We start from the raw sequence: 19,350 nt of genomic DNA on the forward strand, positions 1-19,350 counted from the left end.
TTCGGCGGCGGACAATTGGAGCTCAACCCCAACGGATCCACCCACCCCGTCGGATTCGGCACGTACTGGTACTGGTTCAGTCCACCCGCCAGCTTCACCGGATCCGGCGTCAGGTACCGCCCCACGTCCGGGTCGTAGTACCGGTGCCGGTTGTAATGCAGCCCGCTTTCCTCATCGAAGTACTGCCCCTGAAACCGTAGTGGCTGGTTCAAGTAGTCCTCGGTCGCGAGCTCCAGCGAGGTGACCTTGCCGTAGGCGCTGTATTTGGCTGACCAGACGATCTCGCCGCTGTAGTCGGTCAACTCCTGCGGGGTGCCGAGGTGGTCGAGTTGGTAGTAGAACGGGCAGGCGCGTTTCGGGCCTTTGCCGTCGAGCATGGCCAATGGGCGGAAGGTGCCGGGTTCGTAGATGAAACTGCGGTGCTGTTCCTGGCTGCTTTCGGCGATCAGGTGGTCGCCTTGCCAGAAGAACTCGGTGGTCTGGCCGTTGACGGTTTTGCGGATGCGCCGGCCGAAGGCGTCGTATTGGTAGGTGGCGCTGGTGCCGTCGGGGCGGGTGAGGCCGATCAGGCGGTGCTGGCTGTCGTAGCGGTATTCGGTGACGAGGGTTTGCGCACGGCCACGGCGTTCGCGGATCAGGTTGCCGAAGGCGTCGTAGTCGTAGTGCCGGTCGCCCTGCATTTGCAGGCGATTGCCTTTGATCTGCGTCGGGCCGGGGCGATCCTGCATCAGCAGGTTGCCGGCCGGGTCGTGGGCGAAGGTTTCCGGCACATCGTCGCGGGTGTGGCGCACGCGGATCAGCCGGTCGAGGGCGTCGTAGGTGTAGCTGCGCTGGCCGTGGCGGGTGTCGGCGATGTGTTCGAGGTTGCCGTTGGCGCTGTAGGCAAAGTCGCGACGGTACAGCGCACTGCGTTGATGGCCTACGGCGTGGGCGCGTAAGCGGCCCTGTTCATCGTAGGCATATTCGCTGAGCAGCAGGCCTTGCTGGCGCTGCTGTTCGCGGCCGTTCTGGTAGACGTGACGGGTGAGCAAGGCGCCGTTGAGGTCAATCGCGGTCAGCGCGCCGCCCTTGGCGTAGTGATAATCGAGCTTGCTGTTGTCCGGCAGGCGCATCCGGCTGAGCTGGCCGCAGGCGTCGTAGGTGTAACGCAGGGTGCCCCAGCCCTGATGCTCGCGCACCAGCCGGTCCTGCAGGTCATATTCGAAGGCCAGCGGGTGATCCTGGCCGTCATCCACGCCGACCAAACGGCCTAAACGGTCATACCGGTAGCTGACCTCGACCCCGTCCGGCAGGGTCTTGAGCAGCAATCGCCCAGCAGCATCACGTTGATAGCCGGTGACCAGCGTCGAGCCGTCGTCGCCGAACTCGGTCTTTTCCAGCAGGTGGCCGTTGCGGTCGTAGGCGTAAGCGGTACGCCGGCCATCGAAGCCGGTTTCCTGTCGGATCAGTCCGGTGGGCGTGTAGTCCAGCCGGTACTTTTCGCCGGACTCGTTCTCGATTTCCGTGAGCAACAGCTGCGCATGGTCGTAGCGGTACCGGAGTTGCGTGCCGTCGGGGTTGATCCGCCGGCTGACCAAATGCAGGTCATCGTCATATTCGTAGCGGGTGATGCGCCCCAGTTCATCGCGCTCGGCGGTGATCTGGCCGTAGGCGCTGTAGGACCAGGCGCGGGTGGCGCCATTCGGCGAGGTGGTCTGGATCAGCCGGCCAACGGCGTCCCAGGCGTGACGGGTGACCGCGCCATGTTCGTCTTGAACCGTCGTCCGCCGCCCCAACGCATCGTAGGAAAACTTGCGAACCCCACCGTCCGGCAGACTTTCTTCGACCAATTGGCCCAGGTCGTTCCACACGAACACATGCCGACCCGAATCCGGATAACGGATCGACAGCAACCGCCCCTGTGCATCGCGGTGGTAGTGGGTGACATGGCCATCCGGATCGACCGCCTCGGTGATGTCACCCTGGGCATTGCGCCGGTACGTCCACACCGCATCGCCACGTGAACGACTGTGCAGGAAACCATTGCGGTACTCGTAGGACGTCGGCGCATCGTCCGGCGGAATCAGCGCGATCAGCCGTCCGGCATCGTCGTAGCGGTATTCGGTGACCGCCCCCAGCGCATCCTGCTCGGCGACCAGCCGGCCTTGCGCGTCATAGGCCTTGAGCTGCTCACCACCGTCGGCGGCAACCTGACGCACCATCCGCGCGGTGTCGTCGTGGACGTAAGTTTCTTCAGTGCCATCGACGTAATGCACCGTGACACGGCCGGCGTCATCCCAGACGTAACGCGTATCCATCTGCGAAAACGAGGCCCAGTGCCGCACGCAACGCGCCGCCTTGCCGGCGCGCTCCCACGCCCAGAAGAAGCTCGCGCCGCCGGCCAGTTGCCGTTGCAGGATGACGTGCTGGTCGTCGTAGTCGTAACGCTCGCTTTCGCCGACCGCATTGGTCGCCTCGATCAATCGATGACGGGCGTCGTACCGATAACGGGCGAGGGTCTGCTCGGTGCGCCAGGCAGACTCCCGAAAAACCTGATAATCGACCGCGACCAGATGCGCCCGCTCATAGCGCAGCAACAAGGAACGACCAGCGCCGTTGTCGAGGCGCTCAATGCGATCCAGGCGATCCCGCGTAATACGCAACCGGTTACCGTAGGCATCGCTGACCGCCGTCAGACGCCCAGCCCGAAAGTGATAAAACCGCGCCGCCTCACCCGCCAGCGCAACAATCAGCTCCTGCGGCTCATCCCCCAGAAAGATCGCCGCCCGCGACAAGCTGTTGTGGATTTCCGGCCGCTCGACACTCGGCAACGGAAACCGCGTGCGCCGGTTCTCGTGGTCAACCCAGACCACCGCAGCGCCATCGACCTCCAGCCGATGCGCCAGCGAGTGACTCCAGCCAAACCCCAGCCCGACATCGATCTCGACCGCACTGGTGCGATACAAGCGGCTGAACTCAAACGGCAGCAGCCCGTCGAGCACGCCATCGGTCAGCGTCAGCAGCTCTTCGCCGGTGACCATCGACACCGGACACCCGTTGGTGCAGGTTCGGGGTGCACAATCGGCGCTGTCACCGTTGGGATTTTTCGCCTGATCCGGCGTGTCGTCGTGGTGCTCGTCTTTTTTCAGGGAGGCATTGCGCCGGGCATCCCAGCGCAGTTGCATGCGGCCCTTTTTCACCCCGGCGGCGATGCCCCGCGCGGCGACGGATTTGTACTGGTTCACGTAGCCGATGAAGGTGCTGACGATGCCGAACATCGCCTTCACCAGGCGCGTCACCGCCGACAGCAACTGAGCGCCACGATCCGCCAGACGCAAGGTCAGATACGCAATCCCCGCCCCGGCACCAACGAAGGTCAACACAACGCCGATCAACACATCGATCAGCAGTTGCACCACTACCATCGATACCGCCTCGGCGGTTTTCCCGGCAATTTCACTGGGTGGCAGCATCTCCAGCCAGAGGCTGGCAGTTCGCAGCAACAAACACAGCGCTGCTTCGTCACTGACCAGTAACTGAAGCTTCTCCATCATTTCAGGCGCGGTTTCTGCCAGCGCGATCAGCTGTGCTGCGCCACTGCCCAACCGCTCGGCAAACTTTCCGGGATCCTTGAGAATCTCCGACAGCAACCCGATGCTGTCCCACACCCCCTCGATCGCCGCCCAACTCCCGGCCAGCATGCCGTTCCCGGCTGCCGTGGCCACCGACTGCGACCACTGCGGCTTGAAACCCTGCCACTCGCTGCGCAGCCAGCCATCCAGCTGCCGAGTCAGGCCATCGTAGGATTCGAAAAGCGCATCAACCTGCTGCTCGCTGGCCTCGCCGTGCACCACCACCCGATAAAACTTGCCCGCCTCACCGGTGAACACCCCTTTGCCTTGAGCATCGAGGGTGACCGACTTGACTGCACCGCCCTCCACCGCCACCACATCGACAACGATGTCGCCCAACGGAATGTCGTACGCCGACTCGAACTTGCTCTCGATCTCCATTCGCCCGGAATACGGGCATTGCACGACCGCAGAGGAGAAGCGGTTGTCGTCAATCGCAACCGCCGTGCTGTGCTCGCCGAAACGGATGATCCGCTCCATCCCCATCAGCGAAGGCAGATCAGCCGCATGACTGACGCCGTCTGCCGAGCGACTGAGCCAGTGCTTGAGCTGCTCGCGATAGAGATCAAGGGTGCGGGGAAAGCTGTCGAGTTCTTGCTCGATGCGGGTGACGGCATCCATCAGCGCATTTCCATGCGCATGGCGAAACGAAAAACCGGGTCAAACATGTGCGTTCCCTCGCGCAAAAATCAGGCGAGGGACTTTGCGGGGGATCAATCAGAAAAGAAGTCAGGCGAGTAGGCAGAGGATGTAGGAGAAGTCTGTAACTGCTTTTTTATCGAACTGCAGACGCAAAAACGGGGCGGGAGGTTTCCCTCGCGCCCCGTTCACGGAACAGATGACTTGCTTATCGAGAAGCGTCCCGGCCGGCCAGCTCTTTCAACTTGAGCTCGGCCAACGGATGCCCGGCCTTCGCGGCCATCGTCCACCAGCGAGCGGCTTCCGAAGGATCCGGCGCTTTGCTCGGTGTACCTGCCAGACTGATGACACCCACCTGATACGCCGCTTTGCCATCCCCGGCCAGCGCCGCCAGTCGCAGCAACCGGATACCTTCTTCACGTGCGCCCAGGCCAACCCCGCGAAATGTCAGGATGTGTCCGTAAAAACTCTGCGCGCCGACATCGCCCAGATTGGCCATGCGCGCAAACTGCCCTTCGAGCCAGCGCCAGCCGCGGGGCTGACGGACAAACCACGACCAGTGAAAAAGCCTACGGGCCAGCCAGTAACTGGCCCGCGCCTTGAGTCGTAAAAACACTCAGGCCTCCGCCGATTCCGGGTACTCGTACTCAAAGACCCGCACCACTTCCGAAGCATGCCAGGAGGCGGCGGCAACACCGTCGGACGGCCCGGAAAAACGCCCCAGACGCTCGACACATTCAAAGAATCCGGTGCGTGGCAGGCGACTGGCGCCCTGGCTGATCACCAGCGAGCTGCGCAATGGTTGTTCGGCTTTCGCGTCCAGTGCCGCGAGATGCTCCAGTGCAGCGGTCAATGTCTGCATCGCCGGCGTCGGCAGTTGCAGGCGTTCAAGCAACGCTCGATAAGTCAAAAGATGGCGCTGCCTGCGCGCCTGATCCAGCTCCCCCAGCAATCCGTCCCAATGTTGACGACTGATGCGTACGCTCACGATTGTTCCCTCCACCCTGGCACCGTCAACTCCCAGGCCAGGCTGCGGCGAATCGCGGCGTCGGGCAGACGCTCGCCACTTTCGATCATGGCCAGGTAAGACGGGCTGATGCCTACCGTGCGGGCCAGCGCCTCGATGGCGATGCCCTTCCCTTCGCGCAAACTGCGTAACTGATCCAGACCTGGAAGAATCGGGTCCGGGGTTGCCGCAAGCGGCGCCGGAGCCGGTTGCGACGGTGCTTCGTTGATGCCTGCTGCTTTCAGTAGAGCCTGATACTGAGCCCATGGCAAAACCGCATATTCGGGTTCGCCATCGCGTGCAATTATCTGAATATCCATGACTACCCCGTAGGACAACAACACTTAGCGAGTCGGCACTTTTCCCTAGAAGTGTAATCCTAACAGCGGCCAAGGTCGTGGGGGGTATCTATCTGTGTACGAGGCTGTCGCGATTCAGGACTTTTTCGGCCCCTGAAGCTGAAGTTGCTCGGGCGTATCGGGCAGACGCTCGACCACTCTGAGCTTTTCCGGCGCCTGGCGCTGACGCCACAGGCGGAAGGCATTCAGTTCATCGTCGAGGGTTTTCATCAGCCAGGCGAGGACGGCGATGTCATCGAGCATGCCGAACATGGGAATGAAATCCGGGATCGCATCCACCGGACTGAGGAAGTACATCAGACCGGCCACTACCGAAACGATCGCCTTGGCGCTGATCGCACGGTACTCGCCGCGCCAGTACGCCAGACACAGTGCCTGCAACAGACGCAAATCGTCCTTCAGCTTGCCGAGACGATTGCCTTGGGCGGCGCCTTTGCTGGCCACGGCGAACAACAAGGTCGGCAAGCGGCCTCGAGCCAGCAAGCGGCCGGCCAAAGGCAGGAATCGGGCGAAATTCCATGGCGCTTTCATTTATTTCTCCCGTTGAAATGTTATCCACACAAATTGTGGATAACCTTGTGAACAGAGCTGCATTTCAGCGCTGAGAGCCCCGTTTCATAAGGGCTGCGCTTAAATCGGGCGTTTTTTACTCACATAAAAAATCCCAATATTTCATTGACTTGGCGGTTCCAGACGTCTAGCGCTGACAACCTTAAAGTCTAGGACTGCCCTGGCCGGCATCGGTTCGGTCTGTTTACGCCGACCATCGTCCAGATGCAACAACGCCCCGCATAAGCGAGGCGTTGTTGGGGAAACCGGTGCCGAAGTTTATTGCTTGGCGGCAGCGGGGTCTTCTTTGGCTGGATCCTTGATGGCCAGCAGTTCCAGGTCGAAGACCAGAACCGAGTTGGCCGGAATTGCCGGGCTTGGCGATTGTGCGCCGTAAGCCAGATCGCTAGGGATGTACAGCTTGTACTTCTCGCCAACGTGCATCAGTTGCAGGCCTTCGACCCAACCCGGGATCACACCGCTGACCGGCAGATCGATCGGGCTGCCGCGCTCGACGGAGCTGTCGAAGACGGTGCCGTTGGTCAGCTTGCCGGTGTAGTGAACGGTCACGACATCGGTAGGCTTGGGCTGCGGGCCGTCGGCTTTCTTGACCACTTCGTACTGCAGACCGGAAGCGGTGGTGGTAACGCCAGCCTTCTTGCCGTTTTCTTCGAGGAATTTCTTGCCGGCGGCTGCCGACTCTTCGCTCATCTTGGCCATGCGCTCTTCGGCACGCTTTTGCAGCGCGGCGAAAGCTTCGACCAGTTCTTCATCTTTCAGCTTCTGTTCTTTCTTGCCGACGGCATCTTCGATGCCCTGGGCTACCGCTTTGGAGTCCAGATCATCCATGCCTTCCTGAGCAAGGCTCTTGCCCATGTTCAGGCCGATACCGTAGGAAGCTTTTTGCGCCGGGGTTTTCAGCTCTACGCTGGTCTGCGAATCACAACCCGCGAGTACCAGGCTAACCAGGGCAACCGCCGCCGCCAACCGATGCTGTTTCATGCTATTTCCTTGTTCATGCGCCGAAAGGGCAATCGAGTAAAGCCGCGAGCTTATCAGGCCGCCACGACCAATGGCTACCGGCATGAGAGCAGGAATCTTCCGATAAGTTCAGGGATTAAAAAGCATTTGGCGAAAGGCACGATGAAGCTTCTGTCATCTTTCGCCGACAGTGATTGATGCCGCTTCCCACAACACTTGGCGTAATGGCCACTTGCCGCACACGACCTGGCTCAGGCATAACAGCGCAACAACTCGACAAGGATGTTTATCTTGCGCCTCTTATACCGTGTGTTGACGCTGATCGTGGTGCTGCTGGGACTGGCTCTGGCGGTGGTTGTTTACTATGTCGCCAATCCGAGATTGCCCTTCCCCGCACCTGCAAAACAGGTGCATTACCTGAACCAGTGGACTGAGCAAGAGCGCCAGACCTACTACTTCACCCCGCAGGGGACGCAGGTCAAAGGCCTGCGCTATGAATGGTTCCAGGCGCTGGAGCTGCCGTTCTCGCAGCAACGCTTTGCCTCTCCGGAATACCTCGCGCGCTTCGGCTTTCTGATCGATCCGCAACAGAAAGCCACGCCGGACAACCCGGGGAATCTGCCGGTGGGTTTCGCCCGGCACCAGAATCCCGGCAGCTCCGAGCAATATCTCGACATCACTTGCGCGGCCTGCCACACCGGGGAACTGCACTTCAATGGCCAGGCAGTGCGCATCGACGGCGGTTCGGCCCAGCATGTGTTGCCCTCCAGCGTTCCTACATTGCGCGGCGGCAGTTTCGGACAGGCATTGGTCGCCAGTCTCGCCTCGACCTACTACAACCCATGGAAATTCGAACGCTTCGCACGCCACGTGCTGGGCAATGACTACGAAGCACGCCACGAACAACTGCGCAAAGACTTCAAAAGCTCACTGAACACCTTCATCAAAGTGGCCTGGAACGACACTCACCGTGGCCTCTACCCCACCGAAGAAGGCCCGGGCCGCACCGATGCCTTCGGGCGTATCGCCAACGCGACCTTCGGCGATGCGATATCCCCAAACAATTACCGCGTGGCCAATGCCCCGGTGGATTACCCACAGCTGTGGGACATGTGGACCTTCGACTGGGTGCAGTGGAACGGTTCGGCGCAACAACCGATGGCGCGCAATATCGGCGAGGCTTTGGGCGTCGGCGCCACTCTGAATTTCTTCGACGCTAACGGCCAGCCGCTGCAAGGCGATGAGCGCTATGCCTCCAGCGTACGTGTGCGCGATCTGCACAAGATCGAAGAAACCCTGCAAAGACTGCGACCGCCGGCATGGCCTGAAGAGTTGCTCGGCGTCGTCGACAGACCCTTGGCAGCCAAGGGGCGAGCCCTGTTCGCCGAGAATTGCGCCGGATGCCACGTCCCGCGTCAGACCCAGGAAGGCGAGCGTTGGGTGCAACACCTGCACATGCTCCCGGTGGACGTCATCGGCACCGACCCGAACGCCGCCAACAACATCGCCAATCACCGTTTCGACCTGACCGCCCTGCAATGGAACCCGGCAGAGCTTGAACAAATGGACGTGAAGTTGCACCCCACCCCCAAGGAGCCGCTGGATCTCAGCCGGCTGTCAGTGGCCAAGGGACTGGCTTACGTCACCGCCTTCGTGGAAAACCGTGCGTACCGTGAAGCGGGTGTCACCGCCGCCGAGAAACCACAGCTCGATGGCTTCGGCCTGCCGATCGGCGTTCGCGAAAAAGTCGCCTACAAAGCGCGTCCGCTTGCCGGCGTATGGGCCACGGCCCCATTCCTGCACAACGGCTCGGTGCCGAGCCTTTATCAGTTGCTGTCGCCTCAGGACGAGCGCGCCACCACGTTCTATAAAGGCACCTTCGAATACGACCCGCGCCATCTGGGCTATCGCACCGAAGCCTTCACCAACGGCTTCCTGTTTGACACCCGCATTACCGGTAACCACAACAGCGGCCACGAATTTCGCGCCGGCGAGCGCGGCAATGGCGTCATCGGCCGACTGCTGCAGCCAGAAGAGCGCTGGGCGCTGCTCGAATACCTGAAAGTGCTGGGCGGCCCGCTGGAGGCGCAACTGCCATGATCTTCAACTCCTTCAAAAGACCCTCGCTGCTGGCGCGTTTCTGGCTCTGGCTGGGACGGTTACTGGGCAAAACCCTGTTGATCCTGCTGGTGATCGGCCTGATCGGCTGGGCCTTGGCGACCGCCTGGTTCGCCTGGCAGCACCGTGGCCCGGTGTCGGCGCTGGAGCAGATTCCAGATGGCGAAGCCGCCATGACCCAGGACGTGATTCAGACCGCGGTGCGCATCGTCGATCAGCACCGCGAAAGCACCCGCTACCTGCGCGACGCCCATGCCAAGGCCCATGGCTGCGTGAAAGCCGATGTGCAGGTGTTGCCGGATCTGGCTCAGGAACTGCGCCAGGGCGTCTTCAGCGAACCGGGCAAGCTTTGGAAAGCGACGATGCGCCTGTCCAACGGCAACGCCTATCCGCAATTCGACAGCATCCGCGATGCCCGGGGCATGGCGCTCAAATTGCTCGATGTGCCGGGTAAATCCTTGCTGGCCGATCGTCAGGGGCTGCGCGAGCAGGATTTCGTGATGTTCAGCCATCCGAATTTCTTCGTCAGCGATGTCGCCGAGTATCGTCAGAATGTGTCCGCGCAGGCTGACGGCAAGAAGGTCATGGCGTTTTTTCCGGGGTGGGATCCGCGCAGCTGGCAAATCCGGCATCTGTTCATTGCGCTGGCGACCCTTTCGCCACCACCGGAAAGCCCGACCCGCACCACATATTTCTCGGTATCGCCCTACAAGTTCGGCGAGGCCAATGCCAAGTTTCGGGTGATGCCGGATCCGGAGCGCTGCCCCGCGTACACCCTGCCGAAACAGAACCAGGATCTGCCGAACTTCCTGCGCAACGCGTTGAATCAACAGCTGTCGACCGATCGAATTCCGGCGTGTTTTGTGTTGCAGATCCAGCGCCAGGACGCGAACAAGTACATGCCGATCGAAGACACCAGCATCGAATGGCGCGAACAGGACAGCCCATTCCAGACAGTGGCCCGGATTACCCTGCCCCCGCAGGACTTCGACACCCCGGCGCTGAACCTGCAATGCGACAACCTGTCGTTCAATCCCTGGTTCGGCATCGACGCTCATCGCCCGATTGGCGGGATCAACCGCCTGCGCAAAGCGGTGTATGAAGCGGTCAGCGATTACCGCCACAGCCGCAATTCGGCGCAATAGCAGCGCCAGAAACGAAAAAAGCGACCATCAAAGGTCGCTTTCTCATGTTCAGGCCCGGCAAAAGCCAAATCCCGGACAGCAAAAAGCCCGCACTAGGCGGGCTTTCTGTGGTGATCTGGCGTTCAGTGTTCCAGATTACCGAATATGGCGCAGCGGACGGGACTCGAACCCGCGACCCCCGGCGTGACAGGCCGGTATTCTAACCGACTGAACTACCGCTGCGCGAAACGCTTGAAACGAATGGTGGGTGATGACGGGATCGAACCGCCGACATTCTGCTTGTAAGGCAGACGCTCTCCCAGCTGAGCTAATCACCCTTCGCTTCGTTACGGGGCGCATTATGCCACAAATTTTCGTAATGTGTTGATTTAATTGAAGTTTTTTTCAAATAAATCCGAAAACCGGTGAAATGACACATCCCGCAGGTACAACTCGAGGCAGAAAAAAACCCGCCTTGGCGGGTTCTTCCGTGGTGACCTGGCGTTCAGTGTTCCAGGTTACCGAATATGGCGCAGCGGACGGGACTCGAACCCGCGACCCCCGGCGTGACAGGCCGGTATTCTAACCGACTGAACTACCGCTGCGCTAAACACTTGAAACGAATGGTGGGTGATGACGGGATCGAACCGCCGACATTCTGCTTGTAAGGCAGACGCTCTCCCAGCTGAGCTAATCACCCTTCGCTTCGGTGTGGCGCGCATTCTACGGAGCGCCCCAACCTCTGGCAAGCACTTTTTTAAATAATTTTCTTAGCCCTTCCAAAGGCTTAGAGAAGGGTTGGCCTATGACCCGGCGAAGACAATAATGCCCCCCTTTGTATAAAGGAGAGACTCACCCCATGTGGTTCAAAAACCTGCTTATCTATCGCCTGACCCAAGACCTGCCTGTCGATGCCGAGGCGCTGGAAACTGCACTGGCCACCAAACTGGCGCGTCCATGTGCAAGCCAGGAGTTGACCACCTACGGTTTCGTCGCGCCATTCGGCAAAGGCGAAGATGCTCCACTGGTGCACGTCAGCGGTGACTTCCTGCTGATCTCCGCCCGTAAAGAAGAACGCATTCTGCCGGGCAGCGTCGTGCGTGACGCGGTCAAGGAAAAGGTCGAAGAGATCGAAGCCGAGCAGATGCGCAAGGTCTATAAGAAGGAACGCGATCAGATCAAGGATGAAATCATCCAGGCTTTCCTGCCGCGCGCCTTTATCCGCCGCTCGTCGACCTTCGCCGCCATCGCGCCGAAACAGGGTCTGATCCTGGTCAACTCGGCCAGCCCGAAACGCGCCGAAGACCTGCTCTCCACCCTGCGTGAAGTGATCGGCACCCTGCCGGTTCGTCCGCTGACCGTGAAAACCGCGCCGACCGCCGTGATGACCGAATGGGTCACCACCCAGCAAGCCGCCCCGGACTTCTTCGTCCTGGACGAATGCGAACTGCGCGACACCCACGAAGACGGCGGCATCGTGCGTTGCAAGCGTCAGGATCTGACCAGCGAAGAAATCCAGCTGCACCTGAGCACCGGCAAGGTGGTGACTCAACTGTCGCTGGCCTGGCAGGACAAACTGTCGTTCATGCTTGACGACAAGATGACCGTCAAGCGCCTGAAGTTCGAAGATCTGTTGCAGGATCAGGCGGAACAGGACGGCGGCGACGAAGCCCTCGGCCAACTGGACGCCAGCTTCACCCTGATGATGCTGACGTTCGGCGACTTCCTGCCGGCGCTGGTTGAAGCGCTGGGCGGCGAAGAGACTCCGCAGGGGATCTAAGCGTAAAGCGGTTGCAACGGAAGAAACCGAATCAACTGTGGGAGCTGGCTTGCCAGCGATAGCGGTGTTACAGATAGCTCAAATGGCGTCTGACATGCCGCCATCGCTGGCAAGCCAGCTCCCACAATGTTTTGTGGTGTCATTAATAACAAGGAACAGGCCATGCGCGCACTGGCTGCACTGAGTCGTTTTGTCGGCAATACCTTCGCTTACTGGGTTCTGATTTTCGCGGTGATCGCGTTCCTCCAGCCGGCCTGGTTTCTCGGCCTCAAAGGCGCCATCGTGCCGCTGCTCGGGCTGGTGATGTTCGGCATGGGCCTGACCCTCAAACTCGACGACTTCGCCGCCGTCGCTCGCCATCCGTGGCGTGTGGCGCTGGGGGTCGTCGCGCATTTCGTGATCATGCCGGGGATGGCGTGGTTGCTGTGCCAGATCTTTCATCTGCCGCCGGAAATCGCCGTCGGCGTGATTCTGGTCGGTTGCTGCCCGAGCGGCACCTCCTCGAACGTCATGACCTGGCTGGCCCGTGGCGACCTGGCGCTGTCGGTGGCCATCGCCGCCGTCACCACCCTCCTCGCCCCGTTGCTGACGCCGGCGCTGATCTGGCTGCTGGCCTCGGCCTGGTTGCCGGTTTCGTTCATGGAACTGTTCTGGTCGATCCTGCAAGTGGTGCTGCTGCCAATCGTCCTCGGCGTGGTCGCGCAACGCGTGCTCGGTGACAAGGTGCGCCACGCGGTGGAAGTGCTGCCGTTGGTGTCGGTGGTCAGCATCGTGATCATCGTCGCTGCCGTGGTTGCCGCCAGCCAGGCGAAAATTGCCGAATCCGGTCTGCTGATCATGGCCGTGGTGATGCTGCACAACAGCTTCGGCTATTTGCTGGGTTACTTCACCGGGCGCCTGTTCGGCCTGCCTCTGCCACAGCGCAAGTCCCTGGCACTGGAAGTCGGCATGCAGAACTCGGGGCTGGGGGCTGCGCTGGCCAGTGCGCATTTCTCGCCCCTGGCGGCGGTGCCGAGTGCGCTGTTCAGTGTTTGGCACAACATTTCCGGGGCACTGCTTTCGACGTACTTCCGGCGGATGAGCGAAAAACAAGACCGTGAAACGCTGGCGCAACAGACGGCCGACTGATTCCGGATCGCGGTGCGGCGCACATTTTTAGGTAGTATGTGCGCCACGCGGGGACGACCCTGCGGCTCAATCGAGTTTTCAATCTGGGGACGGCCCCGTCAATCGATGGAGGCTTTTCATGTCCTGGATCATTCTGTTTTTCGCCGGCCTGTTCGAAGTCGGCTGGGCCGTCGGCCTGAAATACACCGATGGCTTCAGCCGTCCGCTTCCGACCGTTCTCACCGTTGCCGCCATGGCAGTCAGCTTGGGCTTGCTGGGTCTGGCGATGAAGGAACTACCGCTGGGCACGGCTTATGCGATCTGGACCGGGGTCGGTGCCGTGGGCACGGTGATTGCCGGGATCATTTTGTTTGGCGAATCGATGGCGTTGATTCGCCTGGCCAGTGTCGCGTTGATCGTCACCGGACTGATCGGGCTCAAGGTCAGCGCTTAAGCCACTGGCCTCATCGCGGGGAAGCCCGCTCCCACAGGTTTTCGGTTGTGCACAAAGCTCATGTTCTCTGGAGAGCCTGTGGGAGCCGGGCTTGCCCGCGATGAGGCCGGCACGGCCAATGATTATCTGACAGTCCCGCGCAATTCCCCGACCAACACCTGCAGCTCCGCCGGTTGCGCTGCTTCAACGGCGACCGGTGCACCCGCCACCAGCGTCACCCGCGACCACAAGCGCCGGAACAGTCCTTTATTGGGATCGCGGCTGAAGAAACTCCCCCACAACCCCTGCAACGCCAGCGGAATCACCGGCACCGGCGTTTCTTCGAGAATCCGCGTCAGCCCGCCCTTGAACTCGTTGATCTCGCCATCGGCGGTCAACTTGCCTTCCGGGAAGATGCAGACCAGCTCACCCTCCTTCAGGTACTGGGCAATCCGGGTGAAGGCTTTTTCGTAGATCTGGATGTCTTCCTGGCGTCCGGCGATAGGAATCGTCCCCGCCGTGCGGAAGATAAAGTTCAACACCGGCAGGTTGTAGATCTTGTAGTACATGACAAAGCGAATCGGCCGACGCACCGCGCCGCCAATCAGCAAGGCATCGACGAACGACACGTGGTTGCATACCAGCAACGCCGCGCCCTCATCGGGAATCGCCTCAAGGTTGCGATGCTCCACGCGGTACATGGAATGGCTGAGCAGCCAGATCATGAAACGCATGCTGAACTCGGGGACGATCTTGAAGATGTAGGCGTTAACGCCGATGTTCAGCAGCGACACCACCAGGAACAGCTGTGGAATCGACAGCTTGGCCACGCTTAACAACACGATGGTGACAATCGCCGAAACCACCATGAACAGCGCGTTGAGAATGTTGTTGGCCGCAATCACCCGCGCCCGCTCGTTCTCGGCGGTGCGCGACTGGATCAGCGCGTACAGCGGCACGATGTAGAAACCGCCGAAGATCCCGAGCCCCAGCACGTCGATCAACACCGCCCAGGCATGACCAAAACCGAGCACTTGGGTCCAGCTATGGCCGATAGTGCTTTCTGGAATTCCACCGGAATGCCACCACAGCAACAGCCCGAAAACCGTCAGCCCGAACGAGCCAAACGGCACCAGGCCGATCTCGACTTTGCGCCCGGACAGCTTCTCGCACAGCATCGAGCCCAGTGCGATACCGACCGAAAACACCGTCAGAATCAGGGTAACGACGGTTTCGTCGCCGTGCATCCACTCCTTGGCATAAGCCGGGATCTGCGTCAGATAAATCGCCCCGACGAACCAGAACCACGAGTTGCCGACAATCGAACGCGACACCGCAGGCGTCTGTCCCAGGCCCAGTTTCAGGGTCGCCCAGGACTGACTGAAGATGTTCCAGTTCAGGCGCATTTCCGGGGTCGCCGCTGCTGCGCGCGGGATGCTGCGACTGGCCAGATAACCCAGCACCGCGATGCCGACAATCGCGGCGGACACCACCGGCGCGTAATTGGCCGACGACATCATCACCCCGGCCCCAATGGTCCCGGCCAGAATGGCCAGAAACGTGCCCATCTCCACCAGCCCGTTGCCGCCGACCAGTTCGTCGTCGCGCAAGGCCTGTGGCAGGATCGAATACTTCACCGGCCCGAACAGCGCCGAGTGCGTGCCCATGGCGAATAGCGCCACCAGCATCAATGACAGGTGATCGAACAGGAAGCCGACGGATCCCACGGCCATGATGGCGATTTCCGCCAGTTTGATCAGACGGATCAACGCATCCTTGGCGAATTTTTCCCCGAACTGCCCGGCCAGCGCCGAGAACAGAAAGAACGGCAGAATAAACAGCAACGCACACAGGTTGACCCAGATCGAGCGGTCACCCTCGATGGTCAGCCGATAGAGAATGGCGAGGATCAGCGACTGCTTGAACACGTTGTCATTGAACGCGCCCAGCGACTGGGTGATGAAAAACGGCAGGAAGCGCCGGGTACGCAGCAGGTTGAACTGTGAGGGGTGACTCATCTTCCGTGTGACCCTGTTGTTTTTGGAAAGAGAAGGTAGTCAGTGGCCTGGCTACGCTTATAAGAATCTCGAACCGCGATCCAGGCCACACATTACCTAATCTTCGCAGGTTATTTCTTCAAACCTGCAATGCACGGTGAAACAAACAGCTCGCCGCGCCACGCACCTTGCAGCGTGCGCTTGCCGACGATCAGCCACATCACCGCCAGCAACGCCACCAGCACACAACCGGCCACACTGAAGAACGTCAGGTGCAAGGTGCTGCCCAGTTTCAGGGTTGCCAGCGAATACACGCCCAACGGAAAGGTGAAGCCCCACCAGCCGAGGTTGAACGGAATGCCGTCACGCAGGTAACGCAAAGTGATCAGCAGCGCCATCAACATCCACCACAGACCGAAACCCCACAGTGTGATCCCGGCAACCAGGCCCAGGCCCGAAGCCATTTCGCCGATGCCTGTCAGACCATTGGCCGCGAAGATCGCCGGGGCGTCGCCACCCAGCAGCAACATGCCCAGGGCGCCGGTGCCGATTGGCCCCAAGGCCAGCCAGCTCGAGGCTGCCATGTTTTCGTGGGGCAGCTTGTGCAAGGCCATGCGCAGCAAGAGGATGGTCAGGATGCTGAACGCCACCGGCAGGGAAAAGGCCCAGAGCACGTAACTGGTCACCAGCACCACCAGTTGCGAGTGCGCATCAGCGAGATGCGGCACCAGCAGTCCACCGCTGGCCGCGGCCACTTCTGCCGCCACCACCGGCAGCAGCCAGACGGCGGTCATCTGATCGATGCTGTGTTCCTGACGGGTAAACATCATGTAGGGGATCAGCACACCGCAGGCCAGCGACATCGCCACGTCCAGCCACCACAACACCTCGGCAAGCTGAATCACGCCGTCGCCCCAGCGCGGCAGACCGAACAGCAGAAAGCCGTTGATGATGGTTGCCAGGCCCATGGGAATGGTGCCGAAGAACATCGAAACCGTGGAGTGGCCGAAGATCCGCCGCGCCTCGTCGAAGAACAGAATCCAGCGGGCGGCGTAGGCAGCGGTAAACAGCACGAACAACAGAATGTTGAACAGCCACAGCCCTTCGGCCACGGCGCGCAGGCCGGGAATGGACACCGGCAATTGCGCCAGCGCCAACGCCAGCACGCCGGTACCCATGGTGGCGGCGAACCAGTTCGGGGTGAATTGACGGATCACTTCAAGCGGGTGCTGAAGCTGGCTGAATGGCTTGATGCCGGGTTTGACGCTATTGGGGCAAATCATTATGAACTCCTGTCCTCAGGTGAGGTTGAGTCCATGGTAGAACTAAATCGAATATCTATATAACGGGTAATATCTCTAACTGTTATCTGTTTTGTAGATATGCAGTCAGACACTGCCTTCGGTTTCGATCACCAGAATCCGCGCTGCGCCCTGAGGATGAGCGACGTGTTCAGTGCCAATGGACGCGTAAAAGATGTCGCCAACGTCGAGCAAGGCCTGCTTCTCCTCACCTGCTTCGCGATAGTGCATGAGCACCTGACCGTCGAGCACCACAAACACTTCTTCACCGTCATTGACGTGCCATTTGTAAGGCTGATCGGTCCAGTGCAGGCGCGTGGTGATGCCGTTCATGTTGGCGATGTCGAGCGCGCCCCAGGCGCGCTCGGCGGTGAAGGTTTTGCTGCGGATAATCTTCATGCGTCGATCCGTGAGAAGAAGTGGGGCTGGCCAAGGCTAACCGAATCCGACGGGCTTATGGAGCGCTGCAGGTCTTCGCCGCTTGCGCCCGGAAACTCATCAACAGCGCACCGACCGCCAACACGATCAGCACTGCACCATACACATCGGTGGTGGCCAGCAGACCCACACTGTGGGTGAAGTGCCCGGCCAGCAACGCCGGCAGGCAGAACGCCAGGTAACTCAGCACATAAAATGCCGACATCAAACCCGCACGCTCATGAGGCAATGCCAACGGCACCAGAGTGCGCACCGCTCCGAGAAAACCGGAGCCAAAGCCACAACCGGCCACCAGCGTACCGAAGAAGAACAGCGACAGGCTGGCGCTGTGCACGCCCAACAGAATCAGCACGATACCGGCCGGCAGCAGACTCGCCCCGAGTTGCAGCGCGCGGGAGGCAGGACGATTGCGCAACGTGAAGATCATCAATGCACCGGTCACGGTCAGCGCCGCCACGGTCGCGCCGCCGATCAGATTGGAGGTGGAGCCGGTGGCCGTGCGCACCAGCGACGGCGCCAGCGAGGCATAAAATCCGCCGAGCGCCCAGGTCGCGGTGTTCAGCGGCAACACTCGCCACAGCGTCGAGCGGGCCTGAACCGGCACGTGCAGGGTCGGCCGTAACGAGGCCCACGCTCCGGCCTGCGGCGAGACGCTTTCCGGCAGGCGCCAGACATAAATGCCTTGCAACACAAACAGCGCGAGCAGCAACCAATAGGTCAACTGCAACGGCGCCGGGGCGAATTCCGCCAGCAAACCGCAGCCCATGCCGCCCAACGCCATGCCCAGCAAAGGCGCAACGCTGTTGATCAACGGCCCTTGCTGACGATCAGTGTCCAGCAGTGTCGCGCTCAACACGGCGGTGGCCATGCCGGTGGCGAAACCTTGCAGCACTCGCGCGCCGATCAGCCAACCCACGCTGTCGGCATAGATGAACAACAGCATCGCCAGCGCATTGAGCGTCACGGCGGTGAAGATCACCGGTTTGCGTCCCAGGTGATCCGACAGCGACCCGACCGTCAGCAACGCGGCCAGCAGACTGAGGGCGTAGACGCCGAAAATCAGGGTCAGTACCGCTGCCGAAAAATGCAGCTGATCCTGATACAGGTGATACAACGGCGTCGGCGCAGTGGAAGCGGCGAGAAAACTCAGTAAGGTGATCGCCAGAAACCACAGGCTGGAACGGTTGGAAGCAAGACTGGTCATGGGCACACTCCGCAAAAGCTAATTTTTTGCTTTTGCGGAGTGTGCTCTCGGCTTGCGCTTAAAGCAAATTCTTTGTGTTAAGGTCTGCTGCATGGCTATTAAAGAAGGTTTACGCCCGGGTGGTCGCAGTGCCCGGGTGCAAGAGTCGATTCATTCGGCAGTCCGCGCGCTTCTGCAAGAACAGGAGCGCTCAACGGTGACCGTCCCGCAAATCGCGGCGCGCGCCGGTGTGACGCCGTCGACGATCTATCGGCGCTGGGGCGATCTGGCGACCTTGCTGGCCGACGTCGCCCTCGCCCGCATGCGTCCCGACAGCGAGCCGGCGGAAACCGGCAGCCTGCGCAGCGATATCCGCGCGTGGGCCGAACAATACCTCGATGAAATGAGCTCGGAACCCGGGCGCAACATGATGCGCGACGTGCAGGCGAGTGCAACGCCGGGCTACTGCGTGGCGATCATCGGCGCGCAGTTGCAGACCATCATCGAGCGCCATCCCAAGGAACCGGCGCCGAGCGTGGATCGGCTGATCAATCTGGTGGTGTCCCCCGTGGTGTTCCGCATTCTGTTTTCGGCAGCGCCGCTGGAAGTCGAAGAGCTGCACCGCTTGATCGACATCGCGCTGAAAACGGACTGACCACAAAACTGCCCGGTTCTGTTCCTGCGACACCCCGCCGCGTCACGACCTTGGTCGACACTGACTAAC

At 60.7% G+C, this 19,350-nt stretch carries 16 protein-coding genes and 4 tRNA genes; 6 read left to right on the forward strand and 14 right to left on the reverse strand.

Features of this window, described 5'->3' with window-relative positions; genetic code table 11:
* The 6 genes from ACTJK7_RS14945 to ACTJK7_RS14970 form a co-directional block, all read right to left on the reverse strand.
* Positions 1-4,232, reverse strand: a 4,232-nt coding sequence (locus ACTJK7_RS14945) for an RHS repeat-associated core domain-containing protein (RefSeq protein ID WP_440819228.1), incomplete at its 3' end; no start/stop codon positions are given.
* A 226-nt stretch (positions 4,233-4,458) separates the two neighbouring features.
* Positions 4,459-4,866, reverse strand: coding sequence for an SEL1-like repeat protein (locus tag ACTJK7_RS14950; RefSeq protein ID WP_085655490.1), 408 nt, complete (start codon positions 4,864-4,866; stop codon positions 4,459-4,461).
* A complete protein-coding gene (locus ACTJK7_RS14955; protein WP_003223109.1) occupies positions 4,867-5,238 on the reverse strand; it encodes a hypothetical protein in 372 nt (123 codons plus the stop codon).
* Entirely contained in the window at positions 5,235-5,576 is a 342-nt protein-coding gene (locus tag ACTJK7_RS14960) for a helix-turn-helix domain-containing protein (protein ID WP_007950435.1), read from the reverse strand. The genes ACTJK7_RS14955 and ACTJK7_RS14960 overlap by 4 nt, the downstream gene beginning before the upstream one ends.
* A gap of 114 nt (positions 5,577-5,690) precedes the next feature.
* Entirely contained in the window at positions 5,691-6,146 is a 456-nt protein-coding gene (locus tag ACTJK7_RS14965; protein ID WP_007950434.1) for a YkvA family protein, read from the reverse strand.
* Between the two features lie 297 nt (positions 6,147-6,443).
* The gene (locus ACTJK7_RS14970) at positions 6,444-7,166 is read right to left on the reverse strand and encodes an FKBP-type peptidyl-prolyl cis-trans isomerase (RefSeq protein WP_440780991.1); all 723 of its coding nucleotides are present in this window, start codon (positions 7,164-7,166) and stop codon (positions 6,444-6,446) included.
* Positions 7,167-7,436: 270 nt separating this feature from the next.
* On the opposite strand from ACTJK7_RS14970, the gene ACTJK7_RS14975 reads away from it, so the two are divergent.
* Together ACTJK7_RS14975 and ACTJK7_RS14980 are read left to right on the forward strand one after the other, a co-directional pair.
* A complete protein-coding gene (locus ACTJK7_RS14975) occupies positions 7,437-9,245 on the forward strand; it encodes a di-heme-cytochrome C peroxidase (protein WP_064378692.1) in 1,809 nt (602 codons plus the stop codon).
* A 26-nt stretch (positions 9,246-9,271) separates the two neighbouring features.
* Positions 9,272-10,408 (forward strand): catalase family protein, encoded by a 1,137-nt coding sequence (locus tag ACTJK7_RS14980; RefSeq protein ID WP_323151951.1) that lies wholly within the window; start codon positions 9,272-9,274, stop codon positions 10,406-10,408.
* A gap of 145 nt (positions 10,409-10,553) precedes the next feature.
* On the opposite strand, the gene ACTJK7_RS14985 is transcribed toward ACTJK7_RS14980, so the two are convergent.
* The 4 genes from ACTJK7_RS14985 to ACTJK7_RS15000 all read right to left on the reverse strand — a co-directional run bounded on the left by ACTJK7_RS14985 (position 10,554) and on the right by ACTJK7_RS15000 (position 11,087).
* Positions 10,554-10,630: transfer RNA gene (locus ACTJK7_RS14985), tRNA-Asp, on the reverse strand.
* A 19-nt stretch (positions 10,631-10,649) separates the two neighbouring features.
* Positions 10,650-10,725, reverse strand: a tRNA-Val gene (locus ACTJK7_RS14990).
* Between the two features lie 190 nt (positions 10,726-10,915).
* A tRNA-Asp gene (locus tag ACTJK7_RS14995) sits at positions 10,916-10,992 on the reverse strand.
* 19 nt (positions 10,993-11,011) lie between these two features.
* Positions 11,012-11,087, reverse strand: a tRNA-Val gene (locus ACTJK7_RS15000).
* Between the two features lie 159 nt (positions 11,088-11,246).
* On the opposite strand from ACTJK7_RS15000, the gene rdgC reads away from it, so the two are divergent.
* The 3 genes from rdgC to sugE all read left to right on the forward strand — a co-directional run bounded on the left by rdgC (position 11,247) and on the right by sugE (position 13,728).
* A complete protein-coding gene (gene rdgC, locus ACTJK7_RS15005; RefSeq protein WP_007950430.1) occupies positions 11,247-12,167 on the forward strand; it encodes a recombination-associated protein RdgC in 921 nt (306 codons plus the stop codon).
* 162 nt (positions 12,168-12,329) lie between these two features.
* Positions 12,330-13,295, forward strand: coding sequence for a bile acid:sodium symporter family protein (locus ACTJK7_RS15010; RefSeq protein WP_236196565.1), 966 nt, complete (start codon positions 12,330-12,332; stop codon positions 13,293-13,295).
* 118 nt (positions 13,296-13,413) lie between these two features.
* Complete coding sequence (gene sugE, locus ACTJK7_RS15015; protein ID WP_064378689.1) at positions 13,414-13,728, forward strand: quaternary ammonium compound efflux SMR transporter SugE; 315 nt, start codon at positions 13,414-13,416, stop codon at positions 13,726-13,728.
* A gap of 122 nt (positions 13,729-13,850) precedes the next feature.
* Here sugE and ACTJK7_RS15020 read toward each other — a convergent pair whose 3' ends face one another.
* From ACTJK7_RS15020 to ACTJK7_RS15035, 4 genes are all read right to left on the reverse strand, one after another.
* On the reverse strand, positions 13,851-15,725 hold the full coding sequence (locus ACTJK7_RS15020; protein WP_323151284.1) for an MFS transporter: 1,875 nt from the start codon (positions 15,723-15,725) through the stop codon (positions 13,851-13,853).
* A 110-nt stretch (positions 15,726-15,835) separates the two neighbouring features.
* Positions 15,836-16,987 carry a TDT family transporter gene (locus ACTJK7_RS15025; RefSeq protein ID WP_440780989.1) on the reverse strand — a complete coding sequence of 384 codons (1,152 nt, stop codon included), beginning with the start codon at positions 16,985-16,987 and terminating at the stop codon, positions 15,836-15,838.
* Between the two features lie 105 nt (positions 16,988-17,092).
* Complete coding sequence (locus tag ACTJK7_RS15030) at positions 17,093-17,404, reverse strand: cupin (protein ID WP_085655482.1); 312 nt, start codon at positions 17,402-17,404, stop codon at positions 17,093-17,095.
* Positions 17,405-17,459: 55 nt separating this feature from the next.
* The gene (locus tag ACTJK7_RS15035) at positions 17,460-18,647 is read right to left on the reverse strand and encodes an MFS transporter (protein WP_108560395.1); all 1,188 of its coding nucleotides are present in this window, start codon (positions 18,645-18,647) and stop codon (positions 17,460-17,462) included.
* A gap of 91 nt (positions 18,648-18,738) precedes the next feature.
* On the opposite strand from ACTJK7_RS15035, the gene ACTJK7_RS15040 reads away from it, so the two are divergent.
* Complete coding sequence (locus ACTJK7_RS15040) at positions 18,739-19,281, forward strand: TetR/AcrR family transcriptional regulator (protein WP_108560392.1); 543 nt, start codon at positions 18,739-18,741, stop codon at positions 19,279-19,281.
* Positions 19,282-19,350: the final 69 nt, after the last annotated feature.

The sequence above is a fragment of the Pseudomonas sp. 22085 genome (assembly GCF_052045815.1).
Classification (GTDB): Bacteria; Pseudomonadota; Gammaproteobacteria; order Pseudomonadales; family Pseudomonadaceae; genus Aquipseudomonas; species Aquipseudomonas glycinae.

Coding starts and splice junctions, on each gene's coding strand:
- ACTJK7_RS15025 (WP_440780989.1), bottom strand. CDS start 16,987: ATGATTTGCCCCAATAGCGTCAAACCCGGCATCAAGCCATTCAGCCAG.
- ACTJK7_RS15020 (WP_323151284.1), bottom strand. CDS start 15,725: ATGAGTCACCCCTCACAGTTCAACCTGCTGCGTACCCGGCGCTTCCTG.
- ACTJK7_RS14965 (WP_007950434.1), bottom strand. CDS start 6,146: ATGAAAGCGCCATGGAATTTCGCCCGATTCCTGCCTTTGGCCGGCCGC.
- sugE (WP_064378689.1), top strand. CDS start 13,414: ATGTCCTGGATCATTCTGTTTTTCGCCGGCCTGTTCGAAGTCGGCTGG.
- ACTJK7_RS15010 (WP_236196565.1), top strand. CDS start 12,330: ATGCGCGCACTGGCTGCACTGAGTCGTTTTGTCGGCAATACCTTCGCT.
- ACTJK7_RS15030 (WP_085655482.1), bottom strand. CDS start 17,404: ATGAAGATTATCCGCAGCAAAACCTTCACCGCCGAGCGCGCCTGGGGC.
- ACTJK7_RS15040 (WP_108560392.1), top strand. CDS start 18,739: ATGGCTATTAAAGAAGGTTTACGCCCGGGTGGTCGCAGTGCCCGGGTG.
- ACTJK7_RS15035 (WP_108560395.1), bottom strand. CDS start 18,647: ATGACCAGTCTTGCTTCCAACCGTTCCAGCCTGTGGTTTCTGGCGATC.
- ACTJK7_RS14960 (WP_007950435.1), bottom strand. CDS start 5,576: ATGGATATTCAGATAATTGCACGCGATGGCGAACCCGAATATGCGGTT.
- rdgC (WP_007950430.1), top strand. CDS start 11,247: ATGTGGTTCAAAAACCTGCTTATCTATCGCCTGACCCAAGACCTGCCT.
- ACTJK7_RS14970 (WP_440780991.1), bottom strand. CDS start 7,166: ATGAAACAGCATCGGTTGGCGGCGGCGGTTGCCCTGGTTAGCCTGGTA.